12 protein-coding genes and 1 pseudogene are annotated in these 21,586 nt (G+C 42.3%); 10 read left to right on the top strand and 3 right to left on the bottom strand.

The genetic code is table 11. From position 1 onward, the window contains the following. Nucleotides 1–3: 3 nt before the first annotated feature. From F972_RS06765 to F972_RS06745, 5 genes are all read left to right on the top strand, one after another. A complete protein-coding gene (locus F972_RS06765) occupies nucleotides 4–876 on the top strand; it encodes an MBL fold metallo-hydrolase (RefSeq protein ID WP_004682024.1) in 873 nt (290 codons plus the stop codon). Nucleotides 877–1,521: 645 nt separating this feature from the next. After that, complete coding sequence (locus F972_RS06760) at nucleotides 1,522–2,106, top strand: uracil-DNA glycosylase family protein (RefSeq protein ID WP_004682022.1); 585 nt, start codon at nucleotides 1,522–1,524, stop codon at nucleotides 2,104–2,106. Nucleotides 2,107–2,372: 266 nt separating this feature from the next. After that, entirely contained in the window at nucleotides 2,373–4,199 is a 1,827-nt protein-coding gene (gene atzF / locus F972_RS06755; RefSeq protein ID WP_004769341.1) for an allophanate hydrolase, read from the top strand. 15 nt (nucleotides 4,200–4,214) lie between these two features. Continuing rightward, complete coding sequence (uca, locus tag F972_RS06750) at nucleotides 4,215–7,820, top strand: urea carboxylase (RefSeq protein WP_004682018.1); 3,606 nt, start codon at nucleotides 4,215–4,217, stop codon at nucleotides 7,818–7,820. Between the two features lie 11 nt (nucleotides 7,821–7,831). Continuing rightward, on the top strand, nucleotides 7,832–8,527 hold the full coding sequence (locus tag F972_RS06745; RefSeq protein WP_004639207.1) for a GntR family transcriptional regulator: 696 nt from the start codon (nucleotides 7,832–7,834) through the stop codon (nucleotides 8,525–8,527). Nucleotides 8,528–8,633: 106 nt separating this feature from the next. On the opposite strand, the gene F972_RS06740 is transcribed toward F972_RS06745, so the two are convergent. From F972_RS06740 to F972_RS15240, 3 genes and pseudogenes are all read right to left on the bottom strand, one after another. Further along, entirely contained in the window at nucleotides 8,634–9,725 is a 1,092-nt protein-coding gene (locus F972_RS06740; protein ID WP_004677392.1) for a 3-deoxy-7-phosphoheptulonate synthase, read from the bottom strand. Between the two features lie 117 nt (nucleotides 9,726–9,842). After that, nucleotides 9,843–10,730: a sulfite exporter TauE/SafE family protein gene (locus F972_RS06735; protein ID WP_004682016.1), complete on the bottom strand. Its 888-nt coding sequence runs from the start codon at nucleotides 10,728–10,730 to the stop codon at nucleotides 9,843–9,845. A 186-nt stretch (nucleotides 10,731–10,916) separates the two neighbouring features. Then, nucleotides 10,917–11,744, bottom strand: a pseudogene (locus tag F972_RS15240) (IS3 family transposase); the annotation flags it as partial. Nucleotides 11,745–12,259: 515 nt separating this feature from the next. On the opposite strand from F972_RS15240, the gene F972_RS06720 reads away from it, so the two are divergent. From F972_RS06720 to mobA, 5 genes are all read left to right on the top strand, one after another. Beyond that, on the top strand, nucleotides 12,260–13,609 hold the full coding sequence (locus F972_RS06720; RefSeq protein WP_004682014.1) for an MFS transporter: 1,350 nt from the start codon (nucleotides 12,260–12,262) through the stop codon (nucleotides 13,607–13,609). Between the two features lie 35 nt (nucleotides 13,610–13,644). After that, the gene (gene nirB, locus F972_RS06715; RefSeq protein ID WP_004758042.1) at nucleotides 13,645–16,191 is read left to right on the top strand and encodes a nitrite reductase large subunit NirB; all 2,547 of its coding nucleotides are present in this window, start codon (nucleotides 13,645–13,647) and stop codon (nucleotides 16,189–16,191) included. A gap of 24 nt (nucleotides 16,192–16,215) precedes the next feature. Beyond that, nucleotides 16,216–17,826 (top strand): nitrite reductase small subunit NirD, encoded by a 1,611-nt coding sequence (gene nirD / locus F972_RS06710; protein ID WP_004682012.1) that lies wholly within the window; start codon nucleotides 16,216–16,218, stop codon nucleotides 17,824–17,826. A 294-nt stretch (nucleotides 17,827–18,120) separates the two neighbouring features. Further along, nucleotides 18,121–20,898: a nitrate reductase gene (locus F972_RS06705; protein WP_004682010.1), complete on the top strand. Its 2,778-nt coding sequence runs from the start codon at nucleotides 18,121–18,123 to the stop codon at nucleotides 20,896–20,898. Next, nucleotides 20,898–21,521, top strand: a complete 624-nt coding sequence (mobA, locus tag F972_RS06700; protein WP_004682009.1) for a molybdenum cofactor guanylyltransferase — start codon at nucleotides 20,898–20,900, stop codon at nucleotides 21,519–21,521. The genes F972_RS06705 and mobA overlap by 1 nt, the downstream gene beginning before the upstream one ends. Nucleotides 21,522–21,586 lie beyond the last annotated feature (65 nt).

Raw genomic sequence — 21,586 nt, 5'->3', positions numbered from 1 at the left:
CTTATGCAACATCCTCAAGTCAAGGCTTTTTTTGACCAAAAGACTAATACGTTCAGTTATGTGGTCACTGATCCAGGTACACAGGTTTGCGCAATAATTGACAGTGTGTTGAATTATGATGCGGCATCTGCCTCAACATCGACTCAGGGTGCAGATGAAGTTATTCAATACATTGAAGAAAATCAGCTCAAGGTGGAGTGGATTTTAGAAACTCATGTTCATGCGGATCATTTAACCGCTTCGCAATATTTAAAAAGCAGGGTAGGTGGCAGAATTGCCATGAGTGAAAAGATCGCGATTGTGCAGGAAACTTTTAGTGCAATCTATCATATTGATCTTAAATATTTTAATACCCATCAAACCTTTGATTATTTGTTTAAGGATCATGAGCATTTTAAAATTGGTGAGTTGGATGCCTACAATATTCCAACACCAGGTCATACGCCAGCCTGTCTAAGTTATGTGGTTGGCGATGCAGTTTTTGTGGGTGATACATTGTTTATGCCTGATTATGGGACAGCACGCTGTGACTTTCCAAAGGGGAGTGCGGAAGTCTTATATGATTCTGTGCAGCAGCTTTATAAGTTACCTGAACAGACTCGCGTTTTTCTTTGCCATGATTATAAGCCTGATGGGAGAACTGAGTTTGTGTGTGAAACCAGTATTCAAGCACAAAAGCATGGAAATATTCATTTAAATGCCAAAACAGCTAAACAGGATTTCGTGCATATGCGTCAGGCGCGTGATGCGACATTAACAATGCCCAAATTGATTCTACCTTCCATACAAATCAATATGGATGCAGGACGTTTTCCTGAACCAGAATCCAATGGAATACGTTATTTGAAATTACCATTAAATTATTTCAAGTCCTAAGCTGATTCGCAAAGAAGCCTTATTTTTGCAATAAGGTTTCTTTTTAGTTCGATTATAAATAGCCTAAGTGAATTTTAAAAATTTGCAGAATAAAACTATCTCATAAATTTAAATCAATTATTAAATATCAATGTCTTGTTTATTATCAATAAAGAAATAAAGACAGCGGATCCATTAATGCGCTGTTTTTAAAATTGAATTTGAAAATTAACTAGTCAAAACTTCTTTATTCCAGCCATAACAATTGCTAAGGCAATTGGCAAGAACAGTGTGATCAATCCAGAATCCATAACTGTTTCTTCCTTTGATATGTTTTTGTCAAAATTTTTAGAAAGCATTCTACTGTAACAATTCATCCCAGAAAAAGTTATCATAATTTTCTCTAGTAAAAATATCCCCACTTAAACAATAACTTAAAAACAGGATTTAATGTTTAGACAATGGTGACGTGTGGGCAAGTGGTTCGTGGGGAAATCGTGACAACTCAAGCAGTTTGACAAGAATTTAATTTCTTATTTTGAAGTGGGGCGAATTTGATGCAGATATGATAATCAACACTAAGAGATAGAAAGGTGATGTTTATCCTAGTAATTTGCATCCTGAGCTGCTTAAATTATTAGTGAATAGGTATTTTTTAGCGGCACGATGATAGAAATAGAAACCCATCCACTCACTCCATTTTTGCCTGGTAATGCAAAACTGCTGATGCTGGGGAGTTTTCCACCACCCCAGAATCGGTGGAAGATGAACTTCTACTATCCAAACTATCAAAATGATATGTGGAGAATATTTGGCCTGATTTTTTTCAGTGATAAAAACCACTTTTTAGATTTACCCAATAAAAATTTTAAGGAAAGTCAAATCCGTGAGTTTTTGTCCCAAATTGGAATTGGGATATTTGATACGGCCTATCAAATTAAACGCTTGCAGGGCAATGCCTCAGACAAGTTCCTGGAAATTGTGACTCCAACCGATTTGTCAGCTTTGCTTGAGCAAATACCAATGTGTAATACCATTATGACAACGGGAGACAAGGCTACAGATACGCTGATGCAGCATTTTCCAGATCAGCCTATCAAGCCCATGATCGGTCAATCGGTAAAGGTGGGTTATGATAATCGTGAGCTAAGCTTATATCGGTTGCCTTCATCATCACGGGCCTATCCATTGGCACTGGAAAAAAAAGCGGACATTTACAAACAGTTCTTTCAACAAATTGGCTTGGTTTAATTATAAAAAGAGGAGAACAGCAGGCAGCCAAAGCAATTGAACATGATTTTCAAGAATTATCCAGCTATTTAAAATCACCTAAATAATCTTATGCTGATTTATGGGGCATAGGCATTAAAATGAAGCCGTTTTGGCACCAAAGCTAAATCTATTCATCAAAAATCAATTAAATAAAAAAATAAGTTATTAATTTATAATAAAAAATGTATCTGGCACATTTTATGCTTTGATTCATCCAAACTTGTATACAAGATAGGATTCATAAAATGTATGAAATAAAAACTTTAGGCTGGACAATTTCAGAATGGCAAACAGCTTATTCAAAAAAAGAAATCCAACTTAATACTTTAAAAGATTTAGTTGCATCAATTGATCCTCAAGATAATGCGTGGATTTCGATTGCCACAGTAGCGCAGATTGAACAGCAAATTCAGGCTTTAAATCTTTTAACGAAAGATACTGAAAATTTACACAAGCAATTTCCATTGTATGGAATTCCATTTGCAGTGAAAGATAATATTGATGTGTCTGGTTTTGCAACCACCGCAGCTTGCAAGGCTTTAACCACAATTGCAGAGCAAGATGCGGAAACAGTGCGTTTGTTGAAGCAAGCGGGTGCGATTGTAATTGGTAAAACCAACCTTGATCAGTTTGCAACGGGTTTGGTGGGAACGCGTTCACCTTTTGGTGCAGTACCAAACAGTTTTAAACCTGAATATATCAGTGGTGGATCAAGCTCTGGCTCAGCAAGTGTGGTTGCTCGTGGATTTGTCCCTTTTGCATTAGCCACAGATACTGCAGGTTCTGGACGTGTACCTGCAGCGTTTAACAATATTGTGGGGCTCAAACCAACTAAAGGGCGGTTTTCAAATCGTGGTTTATTGCCTGCATGTAAAAGTCTAGATTGTATTTCGATCTTTGCTTTAACCGTTGCAGATGCAGACTTGGTTGCAAATGTTTTAGAAATCTATGATCCATTGGATAGTTATTCACGTAAACATCCAAAGAATGTTCCAGCGCATTTCTCTAGCAAATTAAAATTTGCCATTCCAGAGGAACTAAATTTCTTTGGCGATCAACTGGCTGAAAAAGCATTTCAGCAAACAGTTCAATTACTGCAAAGTTTAAATGCTGAAATTAGCCAGATTGATTTTTCAGACTTTGAGCAACTGGCGGTGCAACTCTATCAAGGTTCTTGGGTGGCAGAACGTACCGCAGCCGTTGAATATTTACTGCAAACTAATCCTGATGCATTTGATCTAACGGTATTAGACATTATTAAAAACGGCGAAAAATATTCAGCGGTGGATGCCTACAATGCAGAGTATTTAAAACAAGATTTAGCTCGAAAAATCCAACAAAGACTGGCTGACTTTGATGCCTTAATTGTTCCAACCGCACCTACAATTTATTCCATTGAGCAGCTTCAACAAAATCCGATTGAATATAACGCTCGTTTAGGAACCTACACTAACTTTACCAACTTGGCAGATTTGAGCGCTTTAGCTTTACCAGCAGGATTTAGGGCTGACCATTTACCATTTGGAATCACTCTAATTGCGCCAGCTTGGCACGATGCGGCATTGGTGCATTTTGGTAAGGCATGGCAAAACTATCTTGCACTGAAATTAGGAGCATTGGATAAAAGTCTGCCTTTAAGTTCTGTAACATCTGTTTCTCCGCATCATATTCGTGTTGCAGTCGTTGGTGCTCATCTAACAGGTATGCCGCTGAATTTTCAGCTCACCACACGCAATGCCGTGCACATCGAAACCACAACAACGTCTAAAAACTATGCGCTTTATGCTTTGAATGGAACAGTTCCGCCGAAACCTGGCTTAGCACGTCAGCAAGATGGACAAAGCATCATTGTTGAATTGTGGGATGTTCCTACTGCTCGATTTGGTGAATTTGTGGCAGAGATTCCAACACCTTTAGGCATGGGCAATGTCGAATTAGAAGATGGACGCTGGGTAAAAGGTTTTATCTGTGAGCCTTATGGCATAGATGATGCAGAGAATATTAGTCATTTTGGTGGATGGAGAGCCTATATCCAGCATCGTAACAGCCAAGCAGCAAACACAGCGAATTAATTGGGGGAAATCATCATGTTTAAAACTGTACTTATTGCAAACCGTGGTGAAATTGCTGTTCGAGCGATTCGCACCCTTAAAAAATTAGGTGTAACCAGTGTTGCAGTGTATTCAGATAGTGATCGTTATGCACAACATGTCGAAGATGCTGATATTGCGATTGGATTAGATGGTTTAAAACCAGCCGATACTTATTTGAGTATCGAAAAATTAATTCAGGCAGCTAAACAAACTGGTGCTGAGGCAATCTTCCCTGGTTATGGCTTTCTTTCTGAAAGTGCTGATTTTTCTCGCGCTTGTGAAGAAAATAATATTGCTTTTATGGGACCAACGGCTGAGCAAATTCTAGAATTTGGTTTAAAACACCGTGCTCGTGAATTGGCTGCTGCTGCTGATGTGCCGATGACTCCAGGAACAGGATTGCTGGATAGTTTAGAAGAGGCACTGACTGCCGCAGATCGTATTGGCTATCCAATTATGCTGAAAAGCACCGCTGGCGGTGGGGGTATTGGTTTGACCCGTTGTGATACGCCACAAGCGTTAACCGATGCTTACGAAAGTGTAAAACGTTTGGGCGAGCAGTTTTTCAAGGATGCAGGTGTATTTATTGAATGCTTTATTGATAAAGCGCGTCATGTCGAAGTACAAATCTTTGGTGATGGAAAAGGGCAAGTCGTTGCCTTTGGTGAGCGTGATTGTTCTTTGCAACGTCGTAACCAAAAAGTAGTAGAGGAAACTCCTGCGGCAAATTTACCTGAAGCGACACGAAAAAAACTACATCAAGCAGCCATAGAACTGGGGAAATCCGTTAATTATCGTAGTGCAGGAACAGTGGAGTTTATTTACGATGCCAATCGAGATGAGTTCTATTTTCTAGAAGTGAATACACGCTTACAGGTTGAGCATCCAGTCACTGAGATGGTGACAGGTTTAGACTTAATTGAATGTATGCTGAAAGTGGCAGCAGGTGATGAACTGGACTGGGACTATTTAAGTAATATTCAGCCGAAGGGTGCAGCGATTGAAGTACGAGTCTATGCCGAAGATCCTGTGAAGAATTTCCAACCAAGTCCAGGTGTACTGACAGAGGTTGCATTCCCAGAGGGGATTCGGGTTGATACTTGGGTAAAAACGGGCACAGAGATTTCTCAATACTTTGATCCGATGATTGCCAAGATTATTGTGCATGCTGATGATCGTGCGGCTGCGATTGAAAAACTCAAAACAATATTGGCGGAAACTCGCTTAAATGGCATTAGTACCAACTTGGATTATGCACGTGCCATCGTTTCAGATCAGCGTTTTGAATCTATGCAAATTTGGACAAGAATGTTGGATGATTTCAACTACACGCCAAATGTGATTGAAGTGATTCAGGCTGGCACTCTCAGCTCGATTCAAGATTATCCAGGTCGTACAGGTTACTGGGATATTGGTGTACCGCCATCAGGTCCAATGGATGATTATGCATTTCAGCTTGCCAATCGTATTGTTGGAAATGATGCTAAAGCCGCAGGTTTTGAGTTTACCTTAGTTGGACCAACCTTAAAATTTCATACAGATACGATTATTGCTTTGGCAGGAGCAAGCTGTACTGCATTGTTAGATGATCAGGAAATTGATTTTTGGCAACCTGTTGAAGTTAAGGCAGGACAAATTCTAAAAATCGGTCAAGTTGAATCAGGTTGCCGTACATATTTAGCGGTACGAAATGGTTTGGATGTTCCAGTATATTTGGGCAGTCGCTCTACCTTTGCGCTTGGTAATTTTGGTGGTCATGCAGGTCGTACTTTACGTGTCGGCGACATGATTAAAATGGTTGATCCAGCATTTGCTGGTGCAGAATTGCCACTTGCACATGACGAACCGCAAGCGTTGTCGGCTGACTTGATTCCTGAATATAGTAATGTATGGGAAATTGCGGTTTTATATGGCCCGCACGGCGCACCAGATTTCTTTAAACCTGAGTATGTAGAAGAGTTTTTTGCATCAGAGTGGACGGTTCATTTTAATTCAAATCGTTTAGGTGTGCGTTTGTCAGGACCAACACCAAGCTGGGCACGAGAAAATGGTGGTGAAGCAGGTTTACATCCATCCAATGTCCATGATTGTGAATATGCGATTGGCGCAATTAATTTTACAGGCGATTTCCCTGTAATTCTGGCAAAAGATGGTCCAAGTTTAGGTGGTTTTGTTTGTCCTGTGACGATTGCCAAAGCAGAACTTTGGAAAGTGGGACAGCTAAAAGCCGATGATAAAATTCGTTTTTATCCAATTACGGTTGAACAAGCCAATGAACTTGAACGTCAGCAAATTGAAAATATCCAAAACTTCGCGGAAGCAAGCAAAGTTGTAGAAACGATTGAGCCAATTCAAGAGCTTGTCAGTACGATTTTGTCACAACGTGAACCAACTGAATTGTCGCCAAAAACAGTGTACCGCCAAGCAGGTGATAGTTATATTCTCTTAGAGTATGGTGAAAACGTTTTAGATTTGGCTTTACGGTTACGTGTGCATCAACTGATTCAAATGATTCGTGATGCAAAAATTGCGGGCGTATTGGAACTGTCACCAGGTGTTCGTTCATTACAGATTAAATACGATGGCTTAGTGATTCCACAATCACAATTGATTGCTCAATTACTTCAACTTGAAGAAGAAATGGGCGATTTGAGCCAATTAAAAATCCCATCTCGTATCGTACATTTGCCGATGGCATTTGAAGACAGTGCCACTTTAGGCGCTGTTGAACGCTATCAAGAAAGTGTTTGCTCTAAAGCACCGTGGTTACCAAATAACGTTGACTTTATCCAACGCATTAATGGCTTAGCAGATCGAAATGAAGTTAAAGATATTATTTTTGATGCAAACTATTTAATTCTTGGATTGGGTGATGTGTATTTAACAGCACCTTGTGCCGTACCGATTGACCCACGTCATCGTTTACTCAGTTCTAAATATAATCCAGCTCGTACCTTTACCGCAGAGGGAACGGTTGGGATTGGTGGTATGTACATGTGTATCTACGGCATGGATTCACCGGGCGGCTATCAATTGATAGGGCGTACTTTACCAATTTGGAACAAGTTTAAGAAAAACAAACAATTTGGTGATAAACAATGGTTCTTACAATTCTTTGATCAAATCAAATATTTTGAGGTGACAGAAGAAGAACTGAATCAATGGCGCGCTGACTTTGAAAATGGTCGTGCTGAGATCAAGATTGAAGAAACAGAGTTCGATTATGCGGATTATGTAAAATTCTTAGAGAATGAAGCTGAAAGTATTGCCGAGTTTAAAGCTAAGCAACAACAAGCATTCACAACTGAAGTGGATCGCTGGAAAGAGGAGTTTGCAGCTCAACCTGAAGAACAGATTCAAGAAAATAATCACTCTGATTACAGTCATTTAGCATCATTAAATGCATCGATGACAGGTAATATCTGGAAAATTTTTGTTGAACATGGTCAAGAGGTTAAAAAAGGTGAAACTATTGCTATTATTGAAGCAATGAAAATGGAACTTCCTGTTTATGCAGAAGAAGATGGCATTGTAAAAGCTATTATTTGTAGAGCAGGGCAAACCGTACATAGTGGTGAACCACTGGTTTATATGGAATAAGGCAAGGTTGCATGAAAGAAACCAAAATAAAAACAACAAAAAGCTCAGACAATTTGTCTGAGCTGGTTTACCAACGCATCAAGAATGATATCTTTGATTTCAAACTGATGCCAGGTGAACGTTTCACTGAATCTGAAGTTGCAAAAGCTTATGATGTAAGTCGCACCCCAATCCGACAAGCACTATATCGTTTGCAACAAGAGGGTTATGTTGATGTGAGTTTTCGTAGCGGTTGGCAAATCCGACCGCTCAATTTTCGTTATTATGAAGAACTTTATGATGTGCGGATCGTATTAGAAAAAGATTCGATTCGTAAACTTTGTCAGATGGATCATCAAAACTCGGTTGAATTATCCGTTTTAAAAGATTTATGGTTGATTGAACCTCATCAATATCTAAAAGACATTAAACAATTGTCACAACAAGATGAGGATTTCCATTGCGCTTTAGTTCGTGCCTCAGGGAATAATGAAATGGCGAGAATTCATCGTGATTTGAGTGAGCGAATCCGTATTATTCGTCGCTTAGACTTCTCTAAAGATTATCGCGTTGAAGCGACTTATCAGGAGCATCAAAAAATACTGGGTTATATTTTTAATCGTAAAGTAGATGAAGCCATTCAAGCGATTGAAGCACATATCATGCAAAGTCGTGATGAAGTGAAAAAGATTACCTTACAGATGTTGGATTCGAGTCAGTTTTATTAGGCGATTGCATAGATTGTTTTTCGGTAAACCAGATTCTCAATCCATTATTATTTCAACTTCCAAATAAAAACAGGCTCATAAGAGCCTGTTTTTATCTATTTAAAGATTAGCGGTTTGGCAAAACATCTTTTAAAGCCGCATCCATTTCCAACAGGGCTTTTTCAGTAGTATCCCAGTCGATACAGCCATCTGTCACAGATTGACCATAGACGAGGTCACAAAGATTTTCAGGAATATCCTGACGGCCGCCTTTTAAATGGCTTTCCACCATGATTCCCACGATTGACTTATTCCCATCCAGAATTTGCTCCGTGATGTTCTTTAAAACCAAAGGTTGCAGGTACGGGTCTTTGTTTGAGTTGGCATGACTGGTATCAATCATGATCTTGTTGCTGACTTTGGCTTTTGCCAAAGCTGCTTCTGCTTCCGCAACAGAAGAAGCATCGTAGTTTGGCTTGCCATTACCGCCACGTAATACCACATGCGCATAAGGGTTGCCTTTGGTATTGATAATTGCCACCTGACCATTTTCATTTAGACCCAGGAAGCTGTGGCCATGCTTAACCGACTGCATTGCGTTGGTTGCAACAGTTAAGCCGCCGTCTGTACCGTTCTTAAAGCCAACTGGGGAAGATAAGCCTGAAGACATTTCACGATGCGTCTGGCTTTCAGTGGTACGTGCGCCAATCGCAGACCATGAAATCAGGTCTTGATAATATTGTGGTGAGTTCGGGTCAAGCGCCTCAGTGGCACATGGCAGACCTTTTTCATTAATATCAAGCAAAAGCTGACGGCCAATATGCAAACCCTTTTCAATATTGAATGAATCATTCATATCTGGGTCATTGATCAGGCCTTTCCAGCCCACAGTGGTACGTGGTTTCTCAAAATAAACACGCATCACCAGATATAAAGTATCTTTGACCTTTTCACTCAGTTCTTTTAAACGGTCAGCATATTCATGCGCCGCTTTTGGGTCGTGGATGGAGCAAGGGCCAATTACCACGAACAGACGCTTGTCTTTACCATCTAAAATATTACGTACAGTTTCACGACCTTGCAGTACCGTTTGAGAGGCGATGTCAGACAAAGGCAGGTCTGCTTTGAGTTCCGCTGGAGTAATTAAAGTTTGAATGCTTTTAATATTAACGTCATTGATATCTGGCTGAGAAACTGGATTTGGCTGTAGAGTATTCATTGCTGTCACAAATTCAATCGAAAGAAGAGGTTATTTTGTCTACGAATATAGCATGAAAAGCCGATTGATTAACTAGTGAATCGCATGATTTGTGCAGAATCAATCGGCAATTGGGTTTTAAACGCTGCTTGTTGCTGAACTAGTCTGTTGGATCACCATCGCCTGATGCGTTTCAACTGGTTTTGGCTTGGCTTTAATTGGATTGACCATAAAGTTGATCCCCAATGCAAATAATGTGATACCCAAAATTTTACGAATTAGTCTTTCAGGCATACGGGAGCTAATTAAAGTGCCCACAATAATGGCAGGAATTGAACCAACCAATAGCCACATCAATAATGTAAAATCGACATTACCTGATGACATATGGCTTAAACCAGCGACAGCAGTCAGTAAAACGGCGTGAACCACATCTGATCCAATAATACGAATCATAGGCAAATTTGGAAACATAATCACCAGGGCCATGATACCAAAAGCACCAGCACCTACTGAAGATAGTGTAACAAACACGCCTAGTACAATCCCCATAATAACGATATAAAAACGTTTATGTTGCAGTGCATGTTGCTCGCTTTCCATGTTGACTTGTTCACGATTTCTAAATCGATCAAAGAACTTTTCAATTTGGGCGCGGAAGACAATTGAAATCCCTGTTAAGGTCAACATAAAGCCCAAAACCATAGTCAAAACAGCTTTATAGTGTGTTGACTGGCTTAAGTAATGCTCCAGTACCCAGGAGGTTGCAAAAGAAGCGGGAATACTTCCCAATGCAAGCCAGAGCACGATGGGCCATACAATATTCAGCTTTTTGGCGTGAACAACTGAACCACAGAATTTTGAGATTGAGGCATAAAGTAAATCTGTACCAATTGCGATATGGGGTTCAATTTTAAATAAACTGATCAGGATAGGGGTCATCAATGAACCGCCCCCAACACCTGTAATTCCCACACAGAAGCCAACTAAAACACCAGCTAAAATGAACTCAATAGGACCAAACATCAACAATATGCCTAATTATGCTAAAACTCGCATATCTTATGCTTTTTTTAGATAACTCGTTGTGATGAATAGTGATTTACTTATGCAAAAAAAAGCTAAAGAATTTTAAAAACGCTTTAGCTTTTTTTGATCATTCCAATATTTTTATTGTGAACTATACCCTTGTCGGAGACTTTTTTATTTAAGTTAGGCCAACTGACCTAACGGGTTAATCTTATCATAGTACATTGCTTCAAACTCAAAAGGCGATACATAACCCAGTGCACTGTGTACACGCTTTTTATTGAACCAATCTACCCAGTTTAGTGTCGCAAGTTGTACATCTGCTAAACCTTGCCAATCTGCTTTTAAATATTCAATCACCTCTGTTTTGTATAAGCCATTCACCGTTTCAGCCAGAGCATTATCGTATGAATCACCAGTTGTACCGACTGATGCTCGTAAATTTGCAGCTTCTAAACGATTGGTATAGCGAATAGAAAGATATTGAACACCTCTATCTGAATGATGAATCACATTCTTAGGCATACCTCGATCGTGCAATGCTTGCTCAAGTGCATCGAGTACCATATCTGTATTCATCCGTGTAGATACTTTCCATCCAACAATTGCTCGTGAGAACACATCAATAATAAAGGCGCTATAGACCCAGCCTGAATTTGTTTGAATATAGGTAAAGTCAGCAACCCACAAGTGATTAGGCTGATCAGCTCTAAAATTCCGTTTCACCAAGTCAGGTGCTCGTTTTTGGTCATCTCGGCTACGGGTGGTTTGTTAGTTCTTACCTCGCCAAACACCTTGTATACCTAGCTTTTTCATTAATCAAGCAACAGTACAGCGTGCAATAATATAGCCTTCACGTTTCAGTTTTTGCCAGACTTTACGCACACCATATCGACCTGAACTTTCTTTCCAAATTCGTTTAATTTGTTCAGCATGATGCTCATCATGTAGATCTCGTTTCGCTCGATGTTCTGGATTGTCAGCGAGATCTAAAGTCTGGTAATAGGTTGAAATCATGGACTATCAGGCAGGCAACGATGATAAAGTCATTCGTATTCAATGAATCTTGAATAAATTCAGCACGTTCGGCATTGTCATCAATGAGTGAAATTTTAAGTTTTGACATATTACAGCTTTATTTTGATCCAATGATCGGTACATCTTGAACACATTTATAGGCAATTTCTGCGCCATTTTTATGCAATATTAAGCAGGGTTTTCTGCATTTTTATGATTCTTTTTTGTGCAAAAGTTTTGAAACAGTGCAATTCCATCAATGTCGTACGGGATGGCAAAGCTTATAAAGAAGTTGGGCTAGCGCTTTATCCCTAAAAAATAAGTAAAAAAGCCTTTTTTATAAAATTGGCACAGATCCTGCTAAGTATTTAACAAGATAAAAGTACTGAGTCAAAGGCGACTTATACCTGAAAATTTAGACGGCCAATGACGTCCGTTCTGTTCAATTCTGACCTGCCAAACCCACAGGCTAGGATATTTATAACGTTCAGTTCTGGAGGAAGATGGTCATGTCTTCAAATTTACAAGCTCAAAAAGCAACAAAAATAAGTCTATTCAGTTTTTCCAGCGCAGCGATGCGTGCCTTCCACATGAGCTGGCTAGCATTCTTTGTCTGTTTCTTCGCTTGGTTTGCCTGTGCGCCGCTGATGCCGGTCATTGCGGGTGAATTCAATCTGACCAAAGTACAAATCGCCAATATCAATATTGCTGCGGTTGCTATCACTATTCTGGTTCGTCTGATTGTGGGGCCTTTATGTGATAAATACGGTCCACGTAAAACCTATTCTGCATTACTGATCATCGGCAGTATTCCTGTCTTTGGTGTCGCAGCTTCTAATAGCTACGAATCCTTCCTGTTCTTCCGCTTATTGATTGGTGCCATTGGTGCCAGCTTCGTGATTACCCAATATCACACCAGCATCATGTTTGCACCAAATGTCGTAGGTACGGCAAATGCGACAACTGCAGGCTGGGGCAATGCAGGTGGTGGCGCCACGCAGGTATTGATGCCATTAATGCTGGCTGCCCTGGTGATGTTCGGTGTTGAACAGGCAATGGGCTGGAGAATTGCATTGATTGTGCCAGGCATGATGATGGTGATAGTAGGCTTCCTGTACTGGAAACTGACTCAAGACTGTCCGCAAGGCAACTTTAGTGAATTACGTGCCCAAGGCGTCAGTGTCGGCAGCGATAAAAAAGGCGGCATGGCGATTCTGATGCATGCAGCGAAAAACTACCGCGTCTGGATCCTGTTTGGTGCCTATGCTGCCTGTTTCGGTATCGAAATCTTCATTCATAACATCGTGGCAATGTACTACGTAGAAAACTTCGAGTTTGGCCTGAAAGAAGCGGGTATGGCTGCGGGGATCTTTGGTTTGCTGGCGTTATTTGCACGCGCCCTGGGCGGCATCGTATCTGACAGAATCGCACTAAGCAAAGGTCTGGATGGCCGTACCAAAGTATTGTTTCTGATGATCCTGCTGGAAGGTGTGTTCCTGGTGGTGTTCTCACAAATGAACAGTGCAATGCTGGCAATCCTGACCATGACGGTATTTGCCCTGTTTACCCACATGGCCTGCGGTGCGACCTATGCGCTGGTGCCATTTATTGATCGTGATGCACTGGGTGGCGTGGCGGGCATTATCGGTGCAGGCGGTAACGTAGGCGCAGTTGCAGCGGGCTTCTTATTAAAAGGCATGCTGGATATCCAGACCACATTAATGGTGCTGGGTGGGCTGGTAGTGATTGCTGCGAGCTGTGTATTGATGATCCGTTTCTCGGTTGAGCATAAGGAAAAAGAACAGCGTCTGTTTGAACAGGCGATCCAGGATCGCAACCTTGCTGAAGCGCAAAATTAAGACCAGATATTTTAAAATTAGTAGGAAGTAAACATATGAAAATTATCATGATTGGTCATGGCATGGTGGGCCACAAATTTATCGAATCTGTACTTGAACAGGCGGGCGATGAGGTTGAAATCACTATTCTGGCTGAAGAACCACGTTTGGCATATGACCGTGTTCATTTAACTGAATATTTCAGTGGAAAATCAGCAAAAGACTTGACCCTTTGCCGTAGCGACTTTGCGGATGCATATGGGATCGACCTGCGCTTGGGCACTAAAGCAGTTTCAATAAATCAGCACACTCGTACTGTGACTACCCAGCATGGTGAAGAGTTAACTTATGACAAGCTGATTCTGGCAACAGGTTCCTATGCTTTTGTTCCGCCAATCCCGGGGAATGACCGTGAAAATTGTTTTGTTTACCGTACGATTGAAGACCTGGATGCCATTCGTGCAGCGAGTTTAAATGCAAAAACTGGTGTGGTAATCGGTGGTGGTCTGTTGGGTCTGGAAGCAGCTAAAGCCCTGCGTGATCTAAATCTGGAAACACATGTGGTTGAATTTGCGCCACGTCTGATGGCAGTCCAGATTGATGATCTTGGCGGAAAAGTTTTACGCTCAAAAATTGAAAATCTGGGTGTTAAAGTTCATACCCAAAAAGCAACCTCATCTATTGAAGACGGTGCCAATGCCAAACATGTGATGAAGTTTGGTGATGGTGCGGAACTGGAAACCGATATTATCCTGTTCTCTGCAGGGATTCGTCCACGTGATGAATTGGCACGTCAAAGCGGGCTGGCCATTGGTGAACGTGGCGGAATCATGATCAATGATTATTGTCAGACTTCTCATCCAGATATTTACGCGATTGGTGAATGTGCACTCTGGAATAACAAGATTTTTGGTCTGGTGGCTCCAGGCTATGACATGGCACGTATCGCTGCAAAGCATGTACTACAAGAAGAATGTGCCGCATTTGCTGGCGCAGACATGAGCACCAAGCTGAAACTGATGGGTGTAGATGTTGCTTCGGTGGGCGATGCACATGCCATGACACCAGGTTCACTAAGCTACTTCTACGCCGATGAAGCAACACAGATTTACAAGAAAATTGTCGTAAACGCAGAAAAAACTAAACTGCTTGGTGCAGTGCTGGTCGGTTGTGCCAAAGAATATAACGACCTGCTGCAAATGATGCTGAATGGGCTGGCTGTACCTGAGAATCCTGAAAGCCTGATTATGCCAGGCTTCGATCAGGCGACTGCTAAAGCAGGTGGTAGCGGTGTAGATCTACTTCCAGACAGTGCAACCATCTGTTCATGTAATAACGTGTCTAAAGCAGATATCTGCTCTGCGATTGCTGATGGTTCAACTTCACTCGGCGCTCTGAAAAAATGCACCAAAGCAGCAACCGCCTGTGGTGGCTGTGCGCCACTCGTCACTCAAGTATTGAAGTCCGAGTTGCAACGCCAAGGCGTAACGGTAAATAACCATTTGTGTGAACATTTTGCTTACTCACGTCAAGAGCTGTATCACCTAGTTCGGGTTAATGAAATCAAAACGTTTGATGACCTGATTCATCAACATGGGCATGGGCTGGGCTGTGACATCTGTAAACCAACAGTAGCGAATATTCTCGCATCTTGCTGGAATGATTTCGTCTTAAAACCAAGCCATGCTGGCTTGCAGGACAGTAATGACTACTACCTGGGCAATATCCAGAAAGATGGTTCTTACTCAGTAGTGCCACGTATGGCGGGTGGTGAAGTTACGCCTGATGGCCTGATTGCGATTGGTCAGATTGCTAAAGAATATGGCCTATATACCAAACTGACAGGCGGTCAACGTGTCGATATGTTTGGTGCACAAGTGCATCAATTGCCTGAAATCTGGGAAAAATTGATCAATGCCGGTTTTGAATCAGGTCATGCTTACGGTAAATCCTTACGTACCGTGAAATCTTGTGTCGGTAGCACCTGGTGCCGTTATGGCGTAGATGACTCGGTTGGCTTGGCGATCTTCCTGGAAAACCGTTATAAAGGCCTGCGTTCTCCACACAAACTGAAAATGGCTGTGTCTGGCTGTACCCGTGAATGTGCCGAAGCACAAAGCAAAGACGTGGGCGTGATTGCCACTGAAAAAGGCTGGAACCTGTATGTTTGCGGTAACGGCGGTATGAAACCCCGCCACGCGGAACTACTGGCATCTGACCTAGATACTCAAACCCTGATCCGCTATATCGACCGTTTCTTCATGTTCTATATCCAGACTGCAGATCGTCTGCAACGTACATCGGTATGGCGTGACAACCTCGAAGGTGGCCTGGATTATCTGAAAGATGTCATCGTGAATGACTCGCTTGGTCTGGCCGCTGAACTGGAACACCGTATGCAGCGTGTGGTGGGTACTTATCAGGACGAATGGCGTACTGCGATTGAAGATCCTCAAGTTCGTAAACGCTTTAAAACCTTTATTAATGCCAAAGCTGAACTGCAAAATGATCCTCATGTTCAATTTACTGAAGTACGCGGCCAGATCCGTCCGAAAACTGAAGCTGAACGTGATATCACACGTATTCCAGTAGTTGAAGCCTGATTCAAAGCATAAGGAAGAATGAAGATGACCATTTTAAAAGATATGAATGAACTGAATTGGGTGGAAGTGTGTGCACTGGATGATATTACCCCGAATACCGGTGTAGGTGCATTAATTGAAAATCAGCAAATTGCTTTGTTCCGTGTAGGACATGAAAAGCGTGTTTATGCCTTAAGTAACCAGGATCCATTTAGTAAAGCATTTGTAATGTCACGCGGGATTCTGGGTGATCTGCAAGGGGAACGCGTCGTCGCTTCACCGATTTACAAGCAGCATTTCAGTCTGGCAACCGGACGCTGTCTGGAAGATAAAGACCAAAAGCTGCTGGTATTTCCGAGCAAGATTGAAAATGGCAAAGTCTGGATCAGTCCGACCCCTCAAAAAACCTATATCACCAATAATGGCATTTCTCAGGAAAAGATGAAGCTGGTTTTGGTGGGTAATGGCCTGGCTGGTATGCGTTGTTTGGAAGACCTGCTGGATATGGCACCTGACCGTTATGAAATTACTGTGATTGGTGAAGAACCGTGGGGTAACTACAACCGTATTATGCTATCACCAGTACTTTCGGGTGAGAAAACTATTGATGACATCATGCTGCATCCACATGCCTGGTATGCTGACAAAGGCATCCGTCTGTTTGCCGGTGATCTGGCAGTTCGCATCGACCGTCCTCGTAAACACGTATATACCGAAAAGGGCGAAGTGATCAGTTATGATCGCCTGATTCTGGCGACTGGTTCCAAACCATTTGTTCCACCGATTCCAGGGAGTGATTTAAAAGGTGTACTGAGCTTCCGTGATATTTATGATGTCAACAGCATGCTGGATTACTGCAAGACCTGGAAAAATGCCGTAGTCATTGGCGGAGGACTTTTAGGTCTGGAAGCAGCGTATGGACTAAAACAGCAAGGCATGAATGTCACAGTATTGCATCTGATGGATCGCATTATGGATCGCCAGCTGGACAGTAAAGCCAGCCAGATGCTGAAAACAGCGATTGAGCAGAAAGGTATCACGATTCTGACTGCAGCGAATACCGAAGGCTTGATTGGTGAAGAGGGTCATGTGACTCAAGTCAAACTCAAAAACGGGACTGTGCTGGATGCTGATCTGGTGGTGTTTGCCGTGGGGATCCGTCCAAACATGACTTTAGCACAAAGCGCAGGCTTACGTTGTAACCGTGGTGTATTAGTGAATGACACCATGCAGACTTTTGACCCAAGTATTTATGCGGTGGGTGAATGTATTGAACATCGAGGTCAAACTTTTGGTCTGGTTGAACCACTTTGGGGCCAGGCGTTTATTTGTGCATCACATTTGGCCGAGCATGGCAGTCTGACGTTCAAAGCGCCAACTGTTCCGACTCAGCTGAAAGTAAGTGGCTGTGATGTATTTTCGGCAGGTGATTTCGAGCCAAAAGAGGATTTTGAAGATATCGTGCTAAATGATGAGAAACGTCAGATCTATAAACGCATTATTATTCAAAAAGATAGAGTAATTGGTGCCGTGCTGTTTGGTGATACTGAGGATGGTGCTTGGTATGCTGAGCTAATTGCAGATCAGACACCAATCACTTCGATTCGAAATAAACTGCTATTTGGTCGGGATTTTGCATTAAAGAAAGCAGGTTAAAAAATCAATTTGTCATGGTGAAACCAAGATCCGCGGAAACGTCATCCGCAACTGTTTGAGCCAGTACAAAATATGGGAATGAATGTTTCTGCGACCTTTTTGATACATGCCGGATGAGGGCGAGTTTTGCGGATCTTACGCCACAGTGTGGCTCAGGTTTTGCCTACTTTCCCAAAAGAAAAGTAGGTTGAACCGAAGGTTGATCCAAATAAATGAGTTGCATTGAAAAGACATCGTTGTAATGAACATTTTTTGAAAAAAATTAAATTGTGTTTCAACTCCTAAGGAGCATGCATGAACAGTATTCCCGTTGTGGAAATTGAAAGCTCCACAGAATTAAAAACTAAAACCACACAGACCACATGCCCATATTGCGGCGTGGGTTGTGGTGTGACTGCACATGTAACGCCGACCACATCAGGTCCGAAAGTGACTGTTGAAGGTGATGTCAAACATCCTTCGAATTACGGAAAATTGTGCATCAAAGGCAGTAATCTGGCCGATACTTTAGGCTTGGAAACCCGTTTATTGCATCCAATGTTAGGCCGTAAAGACCAGCGTGAAGTTACTGATTGGAATACTGCAACTTCAACGATTGCCCATAAATTCCAGCAATACATTGAGCAGTATGGCCGTGACAGCATTGCCTTTTATGTCTCGGGTCAGCTGCTGACTGAAGACTATTATGTGGTCAATAAGTTCGTCAAAGGCTATCTCGGCACGGCAAATATTGATACCAATTCACGTCTATGTATGTCTTCCGCTGTAGCTGCACATAAGCGTGCCTTTGGTGAAGATCTGGTTCCAGCCAGTTATGAAGATTTTGAATATACTGACATGGTGGTACTAGTGGGTTCCAATACTGTATGGTGTCATCCGGTGCTCTACCAGCGTATCATGAAAGCCAGGGAACAGCGTGACCTGTTCGTGGTCGTGATTGATCCGCGTTTTACCAGTACCTGTGAAGCAGCAGATCTGCATTTGCCTATTCTGCCGGGGCAAGACGTTGCACTATTTAATGGCCTATTACAGTACTTATATCAGCATGGTGATGTAGATCAGGAATTTGTTGCTGCACATACCCAAGGGCTGGAACAGGCCTTTGCCAGCAGTACTGCGGAAGCTTCGATTAAAGATGTTGCGGCACGCACCGGTATTTCAACTGCTAAGCTGAGTCAATTCTTTGAAAAATTTGCCCAGATTGACAAAGTCATGACGTTGTTCTCCATGGGTGTAAACCAATCCTCCCGTGGCGTAGATAAAGCCAACAGTATTATTAACTGCCATTTGCTCACGGGTAAAATTGGTAAGCTCGGTGCAGCCCCATTCTCTATGACTGGCCAGCCAAATGCGATGGGTGGACGTGAAGTCGGTGGTCTGGCCAATATGCTGGCCGCACATCTGGATTTAGAAAATCTGGAGCATCAACAGCTAGTGCAAAACTTCTGGCAAAGTCCATATATTGCCAAGCAAGCGGGTTTCAAGGCAGTTGATCTATTCCAGGCGGTTGAAAGCGACAAGATCAAAGCCATCTGGATCATGGCCACTAATCCGGTCGTCAGCTTGCCCGATGCGGATCAAGTGAAGCGTGCTCTAGATAAATGTGAATTCGTAGTGGTCTCTGATATCTGTCAGGATACGGATACTACTCAATATGCTGATGTATTACTTCCAGCTTTAGGCTGGGGCGAAAAAGATGGAACCGTCACCAATTCGGAACGCCGTATTTCAAGGCAACACGCCTTTTTAGATGCGCCGGGTGAAGCCAAAGCCGACTGGTGGGCGATTGCACAGGTGGCGAAGCAAATGGGCTTCAGAGGGTTTGATTTTCACAATAGCCATGAAATTTTTAAAGAGCATGCCGAGCTCTCTGCTTATCAGAATGTAGAAATTTCCCAACGTCTAGAAACCCCATATTTTCGTTATTTTAATCTTCAAGGCTTGAGTAATTTAACCACACAAGAATATGACAAACTGGAACCAGTACAATGGCCAGTTTGGGATAAACAGCAACCTGTTAAATCTGTAGCCCGATTATTTGCCCAAGGCCAGTTCAGTCATGCTGATGGTAAAGCCAAGTTTATTGCTACAACTGCGATTGATCCGGTCAATCAGGTTTCCAGTGAATATCCTTTAATTCTGAATACCGGCCGGATTCGTGACCAATGGCATACTATGAGCCGCACTGGATTATCTGCCAATCTCAGTACACATCGTGCCGAACCGTATTGTGAAATTCATCCGAATGATGCACTGAAATACGGGATTCAGGATGGTGAGCTGGTCGAAGTTCGTTCTGAATGGGGACAATGTATTTTACGTGCTCAGGTTAGTGACAATATCCGTCGTGGTCAGGTCTTTGCACCAATCCATTGGAATGATCAGGTGGCATCCGATGCACGTATCGGCAAGCTGGTGAATCCAGTGGTCGATGCCATTTCTGGCGAGCCTGAGTTTAAGCATACGCCAGTGTTGATCCAGCCATTCCATACCCAGTGGCAGGGCGTGCTATATGTGCGTGAAGGTTTTGAAAGTTATGTGCAGTCATTTGTTGACAAGAGCATCTGGTGGACCAAGGTCAAAGCGGTCCGAGCAACGCGTTATGAAATTGCGGATCGTCAGAAATTTAGCACCACGACCGAGCAGCTGAAAAGCCTGTTGCCATTTACTGAAGAAGATTTTGAATGGCTGAATCTGGATGACCAGACTGCACATATCAGTCATAGCGTAGTGTTGCAGGACGGCAAGCTGATTGCCAGCCTGTATATCGCACCAAAAGAGCTGTTGCTAGATCGCGAGTGGTTATCGGGGCTATTTCAGCGTGAACGACTCAGTGCCATGCACCGTAAAGCGTTGTTGGCTGGTCAGGCGATCTCAATGAGCAAGAGTGAAGGTGAGCTAGTGTGCAGCTGTTTTAAAGTCGGTAAAAACCGCATCATCCAGACGATTAAAGAAAAAAATATCACCAATGAAAAACAGGTGACCGCATGTCTAAAAGCCGGCGGCAACTGCGGTTCCTGCTTACCTGAAATTCGTGGCCTGATTAAAGCTTGCCAAACGGAGTCCGAATAATGAAAAGAATCCATAAGAATATGAATTATCCACCCACCGATTTAGTCATCCTAGCCGGTGGCCAGGCGCGTCGGATGAATGGCATTAACAAGTTGCTGCAAAAGTTTGATGATGAAATTCAACTGATCAAGATTCACCAGCAGCTCAGATCATGCGTTGGTCAGGTCTGGATCAACAGCCACCGTGATCACTCTATTTATGAACGCCTTATTCCATCAATCCGTTATTTTCAGGATGATGAACCAGGCTTTCAAGGACCTTTGATGGGCATGAAAAGTGCCTGGTCTCATGTGCAGTCTGACTATGTGTTATTTGTACCGTGTGATGTGACTTACATTCCAAAAAAGGTTATTTCTGGATTATATCGGGCTATGCAGCGAGATCCTTTTTGTGAAGTGGCTGTAGTAGAAATAAATGATATAGCGTTGTATCCATTCTGCTTACTTAAACGAAGCAGTTTGCCGACACTGGTTCAGCATCTCGAACAAAATCAGCGCAGCTTAAGACATTGTTTTGCGAAAATGCACATGCAAAAGGCGCGATTTAAAAATCATGCACTGTTTTTTCACAGCATTAACTCCTTTGATGAGTTGCAGCAGCATCAGCAACTGCATTTTCTCTAAGTGCTGATTGAGTAGTGCTTAAAAGCAGGGCAATACACCTTTTTAAAACTCTTATTTTTCTTAAA

It is taken from the genome of Acinetobacter sp. CIP 102529 (assembly GCF_000368325.1).
GTDB lineage: Bacteria > Pseudomonadota > Gammaproteobacteria > Pseudomonadales > Moraxellaceae > Acinetobacter > Acinetobacter parvus.
This window is presented reverse-complemented; position numbering and strand designations above follow the sequence as displayed.

Excerpts from the sequence above, each read along its gene's own strand:
- F972_RS06765 (WP_004682024.1), top strand. The coding sequence starts at position 4 with ATGCAACATCCTCAAGTCAAGGCTTTTTTTGACCAAAAGACTAATACG.
- F972_RS06760 (WP_004682022.1), top strand. The coding sequence starts at position 1,522 with ATGATAGAAATAGAAACCCATCCACTCACTCCATTTTTGCCTGGTAAT.
- atzF (WP_004769341.1), top strand. The coding sequence starts at position 2,373 with ATGTATGAAATAAAAACTTTAGGCTGGACAATTTCAGAATGGCAAACA.
- uca (WP_004682018.1), top strand. The coding sequence starts at position 4,215 with ATGTTTAAAACTGTACTTATTGCAAACCGTGGTGAAATTGCTGTTCGA.
- F972_RS06745 (WP_004639207.1), top strand. The coding sequence starts at position 7,832 with ATGAAAGAAACCAAAATAAAAACAACAAAAAGCTCAGACAATTTGTCT.
- F972_RS06740 (WP_004677392.1), bottom strand. The coding sequence starts at position 9,725 with ATGAATACTCTACAGCCAAATCCAGTTTCTCAGCCAGATATCAATGAC.
- F972_RS06735 (WP_004682016.1), bottom strand. The coding sequence starts at position 10,730 with ATGTTTGGTCCTATTGAGTTCATTTTAGCTGGTGTTTTAGTTGGCTTC.
- F972_RS06720 (WP_004682014.1), top strand. The coding sequence starts at position 12,260 with ATGTCTTCAAATTTACAAGCTCAAAAAGCAACAAAAATAAGTCTATTC.
- nirB (WP_004758042.1), top strand. The coding sequence starts at position 13,645 with ATGAAAATTATCATGATTGGTCATGGCATGGTGGGCCACAAATTTATC.
- nirD (WP_004682012.1), top strand. The coding sequence starts at position 16,216 with ATGACCATTTTAAAAGATATGAATGAACTGAATTGGGTGGAAGTGTGT.
- F972_RS06705 (WP_004682010.1), top strand. The coding sequence starts at position 18,121 with ATGAACAGTATTCCCGTTGTGGAAATTGAAAGCTCCACAGAATTAAAA.
- mobA (WP_004682009.1), top strand. The coding sequence starts at position 20,898 with ATGAAAAGAATCCATAAGAATATGAATTATCCACCCACCGATTTAGTC.